Source organism: Mesorhizobium sp. M0243 (assembly GCF_040321775.1).
Lineage (GTDB): Bacteria > Pseudomonadota > Alphaproteobacteria > Rhizobiales > Rhizobiaceae > Mesorhizobium.
Map to the genome: position 1 here is coordinate 142,944 of NZ_JAMYSF010000004.1, position 14,176 is coordinate 157,119.

Genomic DNA, 14,176 nt, shown 5'->3' on the forward strand with positions numbered 1-14,176 from the left:
CCGGGCGGGAAAGAGTTACTTCTCTTCGGCGGCAGGAGCCGCTTCAGGTGCAGCCGCTTCAGCCGTCTCTTCCGTCTCCGGCTTCATCGCCGACGAACCGGCAATGGTCGCGATGGTGAAGTCGCGGTCGGAGATCACAGGCTTGACGCCAGCCGGCAGCTTGACCGCCGAGATGTGGATCGAGTCGCCGATGTTGGCGCCGGTGAGATCGACGGTGATGAACTCCGGGATCGCATTGGCCGGGCAGTGGAACTCGACTTCGTGACGCACGATGTTGAGCACGCCGCCGCGCTTGATGCCGGGCGACTTGTCTTCATTGATGAAGTGGACAGGCACGTCGACATTGACCTGGGTGTCCTTGCCGATGCGCAGGAAGTCGACATGGACAGGGAAATCCTTGACCGGGTCGAGCTGGAAGTCCTTCGGCAGGACCTGGATCTTCTTGCCGTCGACATCGATCGTGGCGATCGTGGTCAGAAACCCGCCGCCATGGATCTTGTAGTAGATGTCCTTGTAGGTGAGCGCGATAGCCAGGGGAGGCTGCTTGTCACCATAGATTACTGCAGGCACTTTACCGTTGCGGCGAACTGCACGGGCGGACCCCTTACCGACCTGTTCGCGTGCTTCGGCCTTGAGCTCGTAAGTGTCGTGGCTCATGGCATTTCCTTTCGGTTTGTTCTGGAGCGCTCACGGTGGGCAGAGTGCCTGGACCGTAAACGTCGAAAGCCGACATGCCCATGCATGATCTGGTCCGAAAACCGGAATCCACTTTTCGGGATCATGCGGGAAGGCGGCCTTCCGCCGCGTTGCCTCCAAGGGTGTCTACGCGGGTGGCGGCTCTATAGCGGAAGGCGGCCGGAGGTGCAAGCCAAAGGCACGCCCGGCCTGGTGCAGTCCAGGCGGTCGCTATCCGCGCTTTTCGATGACGGCATAAAGCACGTTGCGGTTCTCGCCGAAGAACACCTGCGCCTCGACGGCGTTGCGGTCGACGCTGGCATTGACGATGTTCCACATATCGACCTCCGACCGCAGCAGCAACACCCAGTCCATGAATGTCTCCCGGTAGCCGGCGTCAGGCGTGCCCTCGGCGTAGTTGGCAAACAGGAACGTCCCGTTCGGCTTCAACATCTGCAGGCAGGTCTTCGTGAGTTTCACCGCGACGTTGTGGGCGAGGTAGTCATAAAGGCCGGAGGCATAGACGAAATCGAACTTGCCAAGCTTGTGACCCCGCGTGAGCACGGTCCGCACCGAGCCGTCGATGGCTTCGACCGCGGTGCCCTGGAAATCGCGCGCGATCAGCCCAACGCTCTGGGGGTCCTGATCGAGCGCTACCCAACGCTTGAGCCGGCCCTCCGCCAAGGCGACCGAACGATTGGCTTCCCGCAAATGGCCGGCCGCGATCGCCAGGACCTCGGTTTCCGGTCCGTTCTTGGTTGCGATCTGATCGACGTATCGGGTCAAGAGATCGCGCCGCTCCCGTGCGGCGACGCATGACGGTACGTTCTGGGTATGGCTGTACAGGGCCTTGCCGACCTCCGAGGCGCTGGCCACGCTCTCTGCCACATGCGGATCGCAATAAATGTAATCAAGCAACTGCGCGTCGCCGGAATAGCCCCTGGGCTTGGTGAAGGACCAGTGCGTCAGCGGATCCTCGAGAAAATACTTCAGGATCGGATGGTTCTGCGCAACCGGTATCAACGCATGCCAGACGTCGGGATGAACTTTGGAATGCAGGCCATTGAGGAAGGACAGCAAGCGACCGACGATCTCGGCCGGGTTCTTGTCCTGTTCGACCTGCTGCTGTGTCGCGTGGAGAATGAGGGCCAGCTCCGCGCGAGCGGTTTCGAACGCTTCGCCATGATGCTCGAGCTTTCCCCGAGGCAGCGTGCCGGCGAGCATCTCGGCAGTAATCAAGCTTTTGCCATCAAGAACGGTCTGCACGCCATCACTCCATAGTTAACAGTCGGTTAACTTATTGCGTAGAATGCTCCCTTTGCCAATGTCGAGCCGACGGCATTTTATCGTTATGATTAATTTCCCGCCAACCATGTTCCTCTTTAGACGGCTTTCGGCCCTAATTCCGGGTTCGAGTTAACGGAAACTTGTCTTGCGCGATTGCATTTGTTTGCCCGGCGTCGCAATCGCCGTCGCGTCCAAGGAGCCGGCCCGCGTGGGGGCAGAAGCTGGAAATGAGTTCGGGAAACAAAATCCCTTTCAAACGGGGTCTATTGTGATGAACGAACACCTGTCATCCGTATTGGTCGATGCGGTTGATGCGGAGCCGTACGAGCCGCGCTACGAACTGGGGGCCGACGAGCTTCGCACCCTTTACCGCACGGAAGCGCAGGCGACGCGAAGAGGGGAAGCCAGGCCAGGGCTTTGGATCGCGGTTGCGATCTATCTCTTGTTTTCGGCAACCGATCTGCTGCTGATCCCGGATGTGGCCGCCTATACGATCACGGCGCGCTTCACGGTCGGATTGAGCGCGCTTTTGATCCTGGAAGCGCAGCTTCGCCATGGCGTCGGGACGGAATGGCTCGACGTGACCTGCGCCGGGGCCATTATCTTTGGCTATGTTGGTTGGCTGTGTCCGGCGATTATGGGCGCGGACAAGGAAAGTGTCTCTTACTATATGGTCTTTGGGACCATATTCATGATGAGCGCCAATCTTTTCTTTACGTTCAATTTCAAGCTTTCTATCGTAACTTCCGCAATAATTTTATGTATACTTTACATTGTAAACTACTTTGTTCCTTCAACCCTCACATACAAAATGGTTTTTGGGGCTTTCTATGTTTCTTGTTTTACGTTCACCTCGTATGTTAACTGGAAACTAAATGAGGAACGCTACAACGTCTTTCTGAATGCCCTGGAAGCCAAGATCCAGCACAATGAGGCGACCGAACGCGGCAAGGCCCTGCTGAGATTGTCGCGGACCGATCCGCTTACAGGTCTGGAGAACCGGCGCGCGATCGACGAGAAGCTGCGGGACTACTGGAGCGATTGGCAAAAGGTCGGCACCAGCTTCGGGGCGATCCTCATCGACGTGGACTTCTTCAAGAAATTCAACGACTGCTACGGCCATCAGGAAGGCGACCGCTGCCTGATCCATGTCGCCAATGCCCTGAGCGAGATGATCAAACAGTATAATGGTTCCATAGGCCGCTACGGCGGCGAAGAGTTCATCGTCCTGGCGCGCATGGAGACAAAAGAGCAGATCCTGAACATCGCCGAAGCCATTTGCAGCACGGTGGAGAACCTGGCGCTTACCCACGAGCTCCGGCGCGACGGCGTCTCGATCGTAACGGTGAGCGTTGGCGCCGCATTCACCAGGACGCAGACCGGGGCCAAGCTGGAGAAGATCATCCACGAGGCCGATCGCGCTCTCTATCTGGCAAAAGCCGGCGGCCGAAATTGTGCCCGGCTGTTCGATCCAACCGATCCGCAAAGCAGCGACGAGAGTGAGAACATTGCGGCCTTGCTGAAGATAGCGATCGGCCAGAATCTCGTTTCACTCGTTTACCAGCCCATCCAGGATGTCAAATCGGACCGGGTTGAAGCGGTAGAGGCTCTGATGCGCCTCAAGATGCTGGACGGCACATCGGTTCCGCCCAGCCTGTTCATTCCCGTCGCCGAACGAACCGGCGCGATCCTGGAACTCGGGCGCTGGGCGATAAGGACAGTGTGCGCCGAGCTCCTGGCAGACGATCACGTCCATGTCGTCAGTGTCAACGTCTCCCCGATCCAGCTTAAGACACCGGGCTTCGCAACGTCTGTTGCGACCATTCTGGGCGAGACCCGCGTCGCCGGCAGCAGACTGGCCTTCGAGATCACCGAAGGGCTGGAGATGGAGATGCATTCGGACATCCTGCGCTGCATCAGCGACCTGAAGCTGCTCGGGATCAAGATATGGCTCGATGATTTCGGGACGGGCTTCGCGGGCCTTTCGTGGCTTCGCCTGATCGATTTCGATACGGTGAAGATCGACCGCTCGTTTCTTCACGACTGCAGTTCCCCGAGCGGCAAGGCAATGCTGCAGGACATTATCACCCTGGTCCGAAATCGCGGCCACAAGATCCTGGTCGAAGGGGTGGAAACCGACGAGCAGATGGTCTTGATGCGCGAATTCGGCATAGACAAGATCCAGGGCTTCCATGTCGGCCGCCCCGCTCCCGCCGTCAGTTTCCAGGCAAAGCGGGCCATGCGCAAACGGTCATTTGCCGTGCTTAAGTCCGCATGATACGTGTGGGCGGTGGCATTTGGCTTAGAGCTTAGGCCGCTATTTGGCCGCGACGGGCCAAAAGCCGAAGTCTAGCTGACTTCACCTGAGCGCCGCGCCGGCTTCCAGTTTCTGGCCTGCTTCATATTCGGCAGGAACACCGTCAGCGGGCTGAGCCGCGGCGGATGTCGAGACGCGGCCCGGCACCAAAGACGACCACGTGGAGAAGGCCGGCGCCAGATCAGCCCGACCATCGCCGTCAGGATCATCGCACCATCCGCTTGGCGGACCGGGTCAAGATCGCCACCGGCGGCAAGGTGATTGCGTCTACTTTTTCCTGATGGGGATCTCGCGCAAACACCTTGCTTCCGCGAAACGGCTCGATCGAGGAATGCTATTCCCTAGATTAGTCTATTAAAACCATATATTTACTTTGATATTTGGCTCCCGGCCCTACCCTGCCAGCTCAACCACGATTGCTTGCAGGATTCCGGAACCGACAATGAGCAAGACCATCCGCTTCAATGCCTTCGAAATGAACTGCGTCGGTCACCAGTCGCCTGGCCTCTGGCGCCACCCGCGTGACCGGTCCTGGGACTACAAGGATCTGGAGTATTGGACAGATCTCGCCAGGCTTTTGGAGACCGGATTCTTCGACTCCGTCTTCATCGCCGATGTGATCGGCTATTATGATGTCTACAAGGGCAACCTCGACAATGCGTTGCTGCAAGGCGTGCAAATCCCGGTGAACGATCCGTTGCAGCTCGCCAACCCGATCGCCTTGGCCACCAAACATCTCGGCATCGGCATCACGGCTTCGACGAGCTTTGAGCATCCCTACACCTTCGCACGCCGCCTCTCGACGGCGGACCACCATACCAAGGGCCGTATCGGCTGGAACATCGTCACGTCCTATCTGGAGAGCGGGGCCAAGAACATCGGCCAGGGCGGGCTGCGCAGCCACGACAATCGTTATGACGTTGCAACCGAATATGTCGAAGTCCTCTACAAGCTGTTCGAGGGCAGTTGGGAAGAGGGAGCCGTGCTGCGCGACAAGGAGCGCGGGATATTTGCCGATCCGACAAAAATCCACGAGATCGGCCACAAGGGAAAATATTTTGATGTGCCGGGCTTTCACCTATGCGAACCTTCGCCACAGCGTACGCCCGTTCTCTTCCAGGCCGGCGCCTCGGGTGCCGGCAAGCAGTTCGCCGCCGGCCACGCCGAATGCGTGTTCATCTCGACGCCTCTGAAGGATGCCACCCGCGCCTATGTCGCGGAAATCCGCAAGCGCGCCGCCGAGCAGGGTCGCGATCCGAAAAAGGTGCTGATCTACGCGATGGCAACCATCATCGTCGATGAAACCGACGAAAAGGCACGGGCTAAATATCAGGATTACGCGAACCACGCCTCCTATGACGGCGCCCTGGTCCTGATGTCTGGCTGGACCGGCATCGATTTCGGACACTACAAACCGACGGATACGGTCAAGAAGGTCAAGACAAACGCGATCATCTCCGCCGTCGAGCATCTGGCCGGAGGCGACAAGGTCTGGTCCATCGAAGAGCTTGCAAAATGGGGCGGCATTGGCGGTCTCGGGCCGCTTTTCGTGGGATCGCCATCGACGATCGCCGATCTTCTGCAGGAGTGGGTCGAGGAAACCGACATCGACGGCTTCAACCTGGCTTATGCGCTGGCGCATGACAGCTTTGCCGACGTCATCGGATACGTCGTGCCGGAACTGCAGAAGCGCGGGGTCTACGCGACGCAGTATCGCGAGGGCACACTGCGCGAAAAGCTGTTCGGCGAAGGCCCCTATCTGCCGGCAAACCATCCGGCCCATCGCTTCCGCGACATCGAACGCGTCAAGCGCGACGAGGCCGCGGCGCAATCAACCTTGACCGAAGGGCACGCCCGCCAATCCGAACCGGCCTGACATCATCCCTGCACGGCGCCGAAGGGAAAGCGGCCCGCGCCGCCGGACCGTCGGACTTTGCCTCTGTTAGCCACCATGGAGCGCTGAATTCATGACAACGCCATCCGCACCCGCATTGGAAGTCAAGAACATCTCCCTCGCATTCAAAGGCGTGAAGGCGATCTCCGATCTAAGTTTCGAGGTGGCGCCTCAGGAAATCTGCGCCCTGATCGGCCCGAATGGGGCGGGAAAAAGCTCGCTGCTGAACATACTGAACGGCGTCTATGTTCCCGATTCAGGCGAGATCATCTTCGAGGGCGAACATTTCCATCGGATGCAGCCGCTGGAGGCCGCGCGCCGCGGCATCGGCCGCGGGTTCCAGAACAACGCGCTGTTTTCGGGAATGAGTGTCGCCGACAATGTCATTGCCGGCCTGTCCAGGCATGCTCGCGCAACGCTCCTGGAAGAAGCACTGCTTTTGCCGCGCGCACGCGCCGAGGCGCGCCGTTTCCGCGAGCGCGCCCATGAAGTCCTGCGCCTCTTCGATCTGGAGCGGCATGCCGAGACCACCGTGGCCTTGCTGCCCTACGGCGTGCAGAAGAAGGTCGAACTAGCGCGCGCCATTGTCGCGGCTCCCCGCCTGCTGCTTCTCGATGAACCGCTGGCAGGCATGAACAGCGCCGAGAAACAGGAAATCGCGCAGATCATTGCCAGGCTGAACCGCGACCTGAAGCTGACGATCGTGCTGATCGAGCACGATATCGGCATCGTGCTGAAGCTCGCTCACCATGTCGTCGTGCTCGATTACGGGCGCAAGCTGGCCGATGGCGCGCCGGATACCATTCGCGACAATCCCGAGGTCATCGCCGCGTATCTGGGCCACGACAAGGTTGAGATCGCCGCATGAACATGTTTCTCGAAACCCTCATCGGCGGCCTGCTGGCGGGCACGATGTACTCGCTCGTCGCCATCGGCTTCGTGCTTATCTACAAGGCCTCCGGCGTCTTCAACTACGCGCAGGGGTCCATCCTGCTGTTTGCAGCCCTGACCTTCGTGTCGCTGACCGATCAGGGTGTGCCGGTGCTGGTGGCGCTGGCGATCACGGTGGTCGTGCTTGCGCTGATGGCAGTCGGGATCGAGAGGCTGATCCTGCGCCCGCTCGTCAACCGCAGCCCGATGACGCTGTTCATGGCGACGCTCGGGCTGGCCTACATCGTCGAAGGGACAGCCCAAGGGCTCATGGGGTCGCAGGTCAGGGCGCTCGATCTCGGCATCGAGGATCTGCCGATCTTCCTCGGTGACATCATGATCAGCCAGTTTGATCTCACCGCCGCCGCAGTCGCGCTCGTCCTGGTGGTGGCCCTGTCGCTGCTGTTCAACAAGACCCGCCTCGGAGTTGAGCTCAGGGGCGTGGCCGACGATACTCGCGCCGCTCTCTCCATCGGCATCGATGTCAACCGCATCTGGCAGATCGTCTGGACCATTGCGGGGCTCGTCGGGCTTGTGGCCGGTCTGCTCTGGGGCGCCCGCCAGGGCGTGCAGTTCTCATTGTCGCTGGTGGTGCTGAAGGCCCTGCCGGTGCTCATCATCGGCGGCTTCACCTCTATTGCCGGCGCCATCGTCGGCGGGCTCGTTGTCGGTGCAACGGAAAGCCTAGCCGAAACCTATATCGGCCCCTTCCTCGGCGGCGGCATCACGCCCTGGTTTGCCTATGCGCTGGCGCTCGCCTTCCTCTTCATCCGCCCCGCCGGTCTGTTTGGCGAACAGAAAATCGAAAGAGTCTGAATCATGTCCGATATTGAACTCCGGCTTACCGGCGGCATAGGCGAGGGCGCAAGCACCCGGACACTGGCCGGCATAGCCGCAGCTGCCCTCATTGTTGCCCTACCTTTCCTCGCCACGGAATACTGGATCAATGCTATCGCCGTGCCGTTCCTTATTCTGTCGCTGGCAGGTCTCGGCCTTAACCTTTTGACGGGTTATGCCGGCCAGATATCGCTCGGCGCCGGTGCGTTCATGATGGTGGGCGCCTATGCGGCATTTGCCTTCCAGCTGCGGCTGCCCGAACTGCCGCTGCCATTCGCGCTGATAGCTTCCGGCATCGTCGCCGGCGCGGTCGGGTTCGCCTTCGGCTTTCCCTCGACCCGCATCAAGGGTTTCTATCTGATCGTCAGCACGCTTGCCGCGCAGTTCTTCTTCGAATGGCTGTTTCTCAAATTTCCGTGGTTCTACAACGGTGATCCGTCCGCCACGATCTCGCTTCCAGCGGGTCTGTCCGTCTTCGGCATCGATCTCAACAGCCCGCACGGACGCTATTACCTGACGCTCGCCAGCGTCGCCGTGCTGACCTGGCTTTCCTACAATCTCGTGCGCAGCCAGACCGGTCGCAACTGGATGGCCATCCGCGACATGGATACGGCAGCGGCCGTGATCGGCGTGCCGATCCTGCGCGCGAAACTCCAGGCCTTCGCCGTATCGAGCTTCATCTTGGGCATTGCGGGCGCACTCTGGGCATTTGCGTATCTCGGATCGGCCAGCGTGCAGAGCTTCGGCCTGACGCGATCCTACCAGATACTCTGCATCATCATCATTGGCGGCATGGGCACCATTCGCGGCGCTTATTTCGGAGCCGCCTTCGTCAGCCTGTTGCCGCTGGCGCTCGACTGGCTGTTCCAGCGGCTGCTCGGCGGCCATGTCGACGCCGGACTGCTTCAAAACATCCAGAAGGTGATCTTCGGGGTCCTCATCCTCTGGTTTCTCATCAAGGAACCGGAGGGACTAGCCCGCTTGCTGCAAAGACAGCGTGGAGATTTAGGCAATCGCCGCCTTGCGCGGCTCAAAATCAGGAGACAGACGTGAAGAAACTGATCATTGCCGCGCTTTTGGCGGGTGGCGCCTTCGTGGCGAGCCCCGCCACGCTCAACGCCGCGGACGTGTCGCAATATATCCCGCTGCCGACCTATCGTGTCGGTGCCTACGCCTCTTCGGGCGAACTCTGGTGGGCAGGCGAAAGGGACTATTTCCGCTATATCAATGAGGTCGAGGGCGGCATCGACGGGATAAAACTCAACTACGAAGAGTTCGAGACCGAGTGGAGCCCGGACCGGACTGTCGAGGTCTACGAGCGGGTCAAGGGCGGCAAGGATGGTTCGCCGATCGCTTTCTTCTTCACGCACGGCACGCCCGCGACCTATGCGCTGCTCGAGAAGGCTGCCGCCGACAAGATCCCGCTGATCGATCCGGCCGGTGGGCGCACCGAATCCATCGACGGCAGGGTGTTCCCGTATGCCTTCCCGCTGCTGTTCAGCTATTACAGCCAGGCCTCGACCGGCATCAACTATATCGCGTCCAAGGTCGGTGGGTTCGATAAGCTCAAGGGCTTGAAGATAGCAACCGTCTATCACGACAGCGCCTATGGGCGTGCCACCCAGCCCGCTGTCGACCTGCTCGCCAAGAAATACGGCTTCGAGAACATCCAGATCCCCGTCGCCGATCCAGGCAATGAACAGTCGCCGCAATGGCGCCAGGTCCATGAGCTGAAGCCGGACTGGGTGTTCTTGCGCACCTGGGGTGTCTCCACCGTGGTGGGCATCAAGACGGCAGCCCGCTTCGGCTTTCCGGCCGATCATATCATCGGCGACGTCTGGGCCGGCTCCGAATCCGACGTCATCCCGGCCGGGAAGGCGGCGATCGGCTATTCCGCCCTTGCGCCTTATCCGGCGGGGGCCGATTTCGAGATCCATCAGCGGCTCAAGAAATTCATTCTCGACGCCGGCAAGTCCGACCTGCGCGATCAGAAGTATTTCGGCGCCGTCAATTACAATGTCGGTCTGGTCAATGCCGCGCTCGCCGTGGAGGCGCTCCGCACCGGCTACAAGAAGTTTGGCGCTCGTCCCCTGAATGGCGATGAAGGCCGGTGGGCCTTCGAGCATCTGACCATCGACGAAAACCGTCTCAAGGAGATCGGCTTTGTCGGCCTGCTGCAGCCGATCCAGATCACGCCGCTTGACCATGAAGGCGGCGGCGCTGCCCGCATCCAGAGCTGGGATAGCAAGAAGTGGGTTCTCCAGACCGACTGGATCAAGGCCGACCACGAAGCGCTACGGCCGCTGATCGAGCAGCAAGCCGCCGCCTATGCCAAGGAACACGGCATCGCACCGCGTACGCCAGATACCGAAACCAATTGATATTCCACTTGATAGTCCCACCGGGGGAGGGGCGTCGTGCCCCTCCTTGCCTGAAACAGGAGTTCACCATGCACCAAAAGCTCGCCATGCACCAAAAGCTCTTGCGCGCTGCCCTGGCGGCTGCCACTTCGTTGCTGCTGCTTGCCAGTGCAGCCAAGGCCGTTGAAACCCAGCCGGGTCCCGACAGCGACAAACAGTTTTTCCCGATCGCCAGCTATCGCGTCGGCCCCTATGCGGCGTCGGGCGCTTCCATCTGGGCCGGGCAGATCGATTATTACCGCTATATCAACGAAGTCGAAGGCGGCATAAACGGCGTCAAGATTGTCTGGCAGGAATGCGAGACCGAATGGACGGCCGAAAAGGGCATCGAATGCTATGAGCGCTTCAAGCACGGGTTGAACGGCGCTCCGGTCGCCGCCTATTTCCCGAACGGCGCGCCGGCCGCCTATGCGCTTTCCGACCGCGCGGCCACGGACAAGATACCGCTGGTAACACTTGCCTACGGTCGCACCGAGGCCACCGACGGGCGTGTGTTCCCCTATATCTTTCCGGTCATGGTGACCTTCTACAGCGAGGCGTCGGCGGTCGTGAACTATGTTGCCGAGCGCGAAGGCGGCTTCGACAAGCTCAAGGGAAAGAAGATCGCCACCGTCTACCATGACAGCGCCTATGGCCGCGAGACGCTTGATCCGCTCGCCCTTCTGGCAAAGAAATACGGTTTCGAGAATATCCAGATTCCCGTTGCCGATCCGGGCAGCGAACAATCCTCGCAGTGGCGGCAGGTCCGCGAAGCAAAGCCGGACTGGGTGTTCCTGAGAACCTGGGGGGTTTCGACGCCGGTAGCCATCAAGACCGCGGTGCGTTTCGGCTTTCCCGCCGACCACATCATCGGCGATGTCTGGGCTTCGTCCGAGGAAGACGTGATCCCGGCCGGCGAAGCGGCGAAGGGATATCTGGCGCTGACGCCTTATCCGGCCGGCGCCGACTTCAAGATCCACGAGCGTTTGAAGAAGGACATCATCGACGCCGGCAAGTCCGACCTGCGCGATACCAAGGCCTTCGGCAGCGTCTATTACAATTCAGGTCTCGTCGGCGCCCTGCTCTCTGTGGAGATCGTTCGGCAGGCCCAGGCCAAGTTCGGCAACCGCCCGATCACCGGAGAAGAAGGCCAGTGGGCGCTGGAGCACCTGAAGCTTGATGACGCAGCCCTTGAAAGGGCAGGTTTCCGAGGCCTGGTGCAGAACCTCCAACTGACGCCCGCGGACCATGAGGGCGGCGGCGCGGTGCGCGTGCAGCAATGGAACGGGTCCAAATGGTCTCTCGTCAGCGACTGGGTGCAGGCCGATCGCACAACGCTGCGTCCGTTGATCGACGCGAAATCCGAGGCCTATGCCAAGGAGCATGGAATTACGCCCCGCGATATCGGCAGCAACTGACAGGACGCGGCGGCCGCTTTGACGGTTTCCCACGATAAGGAGAAACGCCATGACCACGACATCGAAGCCCGTCGCCCCGGCGGCTGATCAGGACACCCTTCTCGAAGTGTCGGGCATCGAAGTCGTCTATGGGGGCGCCATTCTGGCCGTCGCCGATGTGTCGCTGACGATCGGCAACGGCGAAATCGTTGCTTTGCTTGGAGCGAACGGTGCCGGCAAGAGTACTGTGCTCAAGGCGATTTCGGGCCTGGCCAGCGCCGATCGGGCCAAGGTGGGCCGGGGGCATATTCGCCTCGACGGTGAGGATATTCTCGGGCTTGCGGCCAACAGACTGGCAACGCGGGGCATCGTCCACGTCATGGAAGGGCGCCATGTCTTCTCGCATCTGACGGTCGAGGAGAACCTCTTGACCGGCGCATTTCTGCACCGGCCAAGCCGCAAGGAGCTGCAGCGTCAGCTCGACGACGTCTACGGCTGGTTTCCACGCCTGCGCGACAAGCGGCGCACGCATGCCGGGCTTGCGTCCGGCGGCGAACAGCAGATGCTGGCCATCGGCCGGGCGTTGTTGACGCAACCAAGGCTCGTCCTGCTCGACGAGCCCTCCATGGGGCTCGCACCGCGCATCGTTCAGGAAATCTTCGCGATCATCGCGCGCCTTAACCGGGAGAAAGGGACGGCCTTTCTGCTGGCGGAGCAGAATGCGGCTCTCTCGCTTGCCTACGCACAGCGCGGCTATGTTCTTGACACCGGCCGCGTGGCGCTCGAAGGGCCGGCGGCCGACCTTGCAGCGCGTGACGATCTCCACCGCATCTATCTGGGCGACGCGCCCTGACGCAGTCGTCGCGTTCGATCCGCGAATGTCTTCGAGGATGCATCTCGCGGGCAGAGGCCGGCGGGTGAGGTCCGACCGTCGAGAAGGCCGGGCCGGCTACCGGTCGCCGATCAACGCGGCGCGTAGCGCCTGGATCTGCCGGTTCAAGGCATCGAGCTCGGCCAGCGTCATGCCCGAGCGTTCGACCAAGGTCTCGTTCAGACAGTTGCACTGGACCAGCAGCGCGCGCCCGGCTGATGTCAGGTCGACCTGCACCTGGCGTTCGTCGGTCTGGCTGCGCTGGCGGGTCACCAGCCCGGCTTGCTCCATTCGCTTCACCAGCGGCGTGACGGTGCTCGATTCCAAAGCCAACCGGTTGGCGATGGTGCCGACCGACATCCCATAGGCCTCTCCAAGTGCGTTCAGCACCAGGTACTGCGGATAGGTGATGCCCATCTCGTCCAGCATCGGCTTGTAGGTGCGGTTGATCGCCATGCTGGTGGCATAGAGCGTGAAACAGAGCTGATTGTCCAACGGGAGAGGCACGGCGCATTCCTTTTGCCAATATGGGCATCAATTCGATACCACGAAAAATGATATCGCGATACATATTTTTGTAGACAAGGGTTTTGGGCTCCGTTAGCTATATCGTTATCGCGATATTGTTTATCGCGGAAATAACCAGAAGGAGATTGAGATGACCTCGCAAACCAAGCCCAGCTCCGGTAGCGGCACGATCACCACCAAGGACGGAACGCAGATTTACTACAAGGACTGGGGGACCGGGCAGCCTGTCGTCTTTCATCACGGCTGGCCGTTGAGCAGCGACGATTGGGACGCCCAGATGCTGTTCTTCCTGTCACAGGGCTACCGTGTCATTGCCTATGATCGCCGAGGTCACGGCCGCTCGACCCAGACGGATATCGGCAACGAGATGGATACCTATGCCGCCGATGTGGCGGAACTTGCCGCCCATCTGGGTCTCAAGAACGCCATTCATGTCGGCCATTCGACCGGCGGCGGCGAAGTGGCACGTTATGTCGCTCAATATGGCGCCGGCGGCCGTGTCGCCAAGGCAGTGCTGATCGGCGCGGTACCGCCAATCATGCTCAAGACCGCGGCCAATCCCGACGGCTTGCCGATCGAGGTTTTCGATGGCTTCCGCTCCGCCCAGGCAGCCAATCGCGCCCAGTTCTTCCGCGACATTCCATCAGGTCCGTTCTACGGCTTCAATCGTCCGGGTGCGGAGGTATCGCAGGGCGTCATCGACAATTGGTGGCGCCAGGGCATGATGGGCGGCACCAAGGCGCATTATGATTGCATCAAGGCCTTCTCGGAAACCGACTTCACCGAGGATCTGAAGGCGATCGACGTGCCTGTGCTGGTCATGCACGGCGACGACGACCAGATCGTTCCCATCGCCGACTCGGCGCTGCTGACGATCAAGCTGCTCAAGAAGGGCGAACTCAAGGTCTACAAGGGCTTCCCGCACGGCATGGCCACGACCCATGCGGACGTCATCAACGCCGACCTGCTGGCCTTCTTCAAGGCGTAAGGCGCTTCCGAAGAGACTACAAAGCACCCGCCCTCAGGCGGGTGCAGTTTGTG

General features: G+C 60.6%; 13 protein-coding genes. 9 read left to right on the forward strand and 4 right to left on the reverse strand.

Annotated elements, in window-relative coordinates:
• Positions 1-15 precede the first annotated feature (15 nt).
• Both NKJ11_RS06755 and NKJ11_RS06760 read right to left on the reverse strand, forming a co-directional pair.
• Positions 16-657 carry a 50S ribosomal protein L25/general stress protein Ctc gene (locus NKJ11_RS06755; RefSeq protein WP_023809827.1) on the reverse strand — a complete coding sequence of 214 codons (642 nt, stop codon included), beginning with the start codon at positions 655-657 and terminating at the stop codon, positions 16-18.
• Positions 658-906: 249 nt separating this feature from the next.
• The gene (locus NKJ11_RS06760) at positions 907-1,941 is read right to left on the reverse strand and encodes a class I SAM-dependent methyltransferase (protein ID WP_352674771.1); all 1,035 of its coding nucleotides are present in this window, start codon (positions 1,939-1,941) and stop codon (positions 907-909) included.
• Positions 1,942-2,233: 292 nt separating this feature from the next.
• Between NKJ11_RS06760 and NKJ11_RS06765 the strand changes: the two genes are divergently transcribed.
• Positions 2,234-4,240, forward strand: a complete 2,007-nt coding sequence (locus NKJ11_RS06765) for a putative bifunctional diguanylate cyclase/phosphodiesterase (RefSeq protein ID WP_128303836.1) — start codon at positions 2,234-2,236, stop codon at positions 4,238-4,240.
• A gap of 71 nt (positions 4,241-4,311) precedes the next feature.
• Here NKJ11_RS06765 and NKJ11_RS06770 read toward each other — a convergent pair whose 3' ends face one another.
• Positions 4,312-4,488: a hypothetical protein gene (locus tag NKJ11_RS06770; RefSeq protein WP_352674774.1), complete on the reverse strand. Its 177-nt coding sequence runs from the start codon at positions 4,486-4,488 to the stop codon at positions 4,312-4,314.
• A 233-nt stretch (positions 4,489-4,721) separates the two neighbouring features.
• Here NKJ11_RS06770 and NKJ11_RS06775 point away from each other — a divergent pair, with 233 nt between their 5' ends.
• From NKJ11_RS06775 to NKJ11_RS06805, 7 genes are all read left to right on the forward strand, one after another.
• The gene (locus NKJ11_RS06775) at positions 4,722-6,155 is read left to right on the forward strand and encodes an LLM class flavin-dependent oxidoreductase (protein WP_352759565.1); all 1,434 of its coding nucleotides are present in this window, start codon (positions 4,722-4,724) and stop codon (positions 6,153-6,155) included.
• Positions 6,156-6,246: 91 nt separating this feature from the next.
• Positions 6,247-7,041 (forward strand): ABC transporter ATP-binding protein, encoded by a 795-nt coding sequence (locus NKJ11_RS06780; RefSeq protein ID WP_031212725.1) that lies wholly within the window; start codon positions 6,247-6,249, stop codon positions 7,039-7,041.
• Positions 7,038-7,919, forward strand: coding sequence for a branched-chain amino acid ABC transporter permease (locus NKJ11_RS06785; protein WP_023809823.1), 882 nt, complete (start codon positions 7,038-7,040; stop codon positions 7,917-7,919). The genes NKJ11_RS06780 and NKJ11_RS06785 overlap by 4 nt, the downstream gene beginning before the upstream one ends.
• 3 nt (positions 7,920-7,922) lie before the next feature.
• Positions 7,923-8,993, forward strand: coding sequence for a branched-chain amino acid ABC transporter permease (locus NKJ11_RS06790; protein ID WP_352792944.1), 1,071 nt, complete (start codon positions 7,923-7,925; stop codon positions 8,991-8,993).
• On the forward strand, positions 8,990-10,321 hold the full coding sequence (locus NKJ11_RS06795) for an ABC transporter substrate-binding protein (protein ID WP_502905787.1): 1,332 nt from the start codon (positions 8,990-8,992) through the stop codon (positions 10,319-10,321). Before NKJ11_RS06790 ends, NKJ11_RS06795 begins: the two co-directional genes overlap by 4 nt.
• 86 nt (positions 10,322-10,407) lie before the next feature.
• Positions 10,408-11,757 (forward strand): ABC transporter substrate-binding protein, encoded by a 1,350-nt coding sequence (locus NKJ11_RS06800; protein WP_352553499.1) that lies wholly within the window; start codon positions 10,408-10,410, stop codon positions 11,755-11,757.
• Positions 11,758-11,806: 49 nt separating this feature from the next.
• Positions 11,807-12,589 (forward strand): ABC transporter ATP-binding protein, encoded by a 783-nt coding sequence (locus NKJ11_RS06805; RefSeq protein ID WP_352610483.1) that lies wholly within the window; start codon positions 11,807-11,809, stop codon positions 12,587-12,589.
• A 96-nt stretch (positions 12,590-12,685) separates the two neighbouring features.
• Here NKJ11_RS06805 and NKJ11_RS06810 read toward each other — a convergent pair whose 3' ends face one another.
• On the reverse strand, positions 12,686-13,114 hold the full coding sequence (locus NKJ11_RS06810; protein WP_352610482.1) for a MarR family winged helix-turn-helix transcriptional regulator: 429 nt from the start codon (positions 13,112-13,114) through the stop codon (positions 12,686-12,688).
• A 151-nt stretch (positions 13,115-13,265) separates the two neighbouring features.
• On the opposite strand from NKJ11_RS06810, the gene NKJ11_RS06815 reads away from it, so the two are divergent.
• Positions 13,266-14,123 (forward strand): alpha/beta fold hydrolase, encoded by an 858-nt coding sequence (locus NKJ11_RS06815; protein ID WP_352610481.1) that lies wholly within the window; start codon positions 13,266-13,268, stop codon positions 14,121-14,123.
• Positions 14,124-14,176: the final 53 nt, after the last annotated feature.

What these genes read in the sequence shown, in the direction of transcription:
- NKJ11_RS06755 (WP_023809827.1), bottom strand. Translation starts at nt 657, where the DNA reads ATGAGCCACGACACTTACGAGCTCAAGGCCGAAGCACGCGAACAGGTC.
- NKJ11_RS06765 (WP_128303836.1), top strand. Translation starts at nt 2,234, where the DNA reads ATGAACGAACACCTGTCATCCGTATTGGTCGATGCGGTTGATGCGGAG.
- NKJ11_RS06770 (WP_352674774.1), bottom strand. Translation starts at nt 4,488, where the DNA reads ATGATCCTGACGGCGATGGTCGGGCTGATCTGGCGCCGGCCTTCTCCA.
- NKJ11_RS06775 (WP_352759565.1), top strand. Translation starts at nt 4,722, where the DNA reads ATGAGCAAGACCATCCGCTTCAATGCCTTCGAAATGAACTGCGTCGGT.
- NKJ11_RS06780 (WP_031212725.1), top strand. Translation starts at nt 6,247, where the DNA reads ATGACAACGCCATCCGCACCCGCATTGGAAGTCAAGAACATCTCCCTC.
- NKJ11_RS06785 (WP_023809823.1), top strand. Translation starts at nt 7,038, where the DNA reads ATGAACATGTTTCTCGAAACCCTCATCGGCGGCCTGCTGGCGGGCACG.
- NKJ11_RS06790 (WP_352792944.1), top strand. Translation starts at nt 7,923, where the DNA reads ATGTCCGATATTGAACTCCGGCTTACCGGCGGCATAGGCGAGGGCGCA.
- NKJ11_RS06800 (WP_352553499.1), top strand. Translation starts at nt 10,408, where the DNA reads ATGCACCAAAAGCTCTTGCGCGCTGCCCTGGCGGCTGCCACTTCGTTG.
- NKJ11_RS06805 (WP_352610483.1), top strand. Translation starts at nt 11,807, where the DNA reads ATGACCACGACATCGAAGCCCGTCGCCCCGGCGGCTGATCAGGACACC.
- NKJ11_RS06815 (WP_352610481.1), top strand. Translation starts at nt 13,266, where the DNA reads ATGACCTCGCAAACCAAGCCCAGCTCCGGTAGCGGCACGATCACCACC.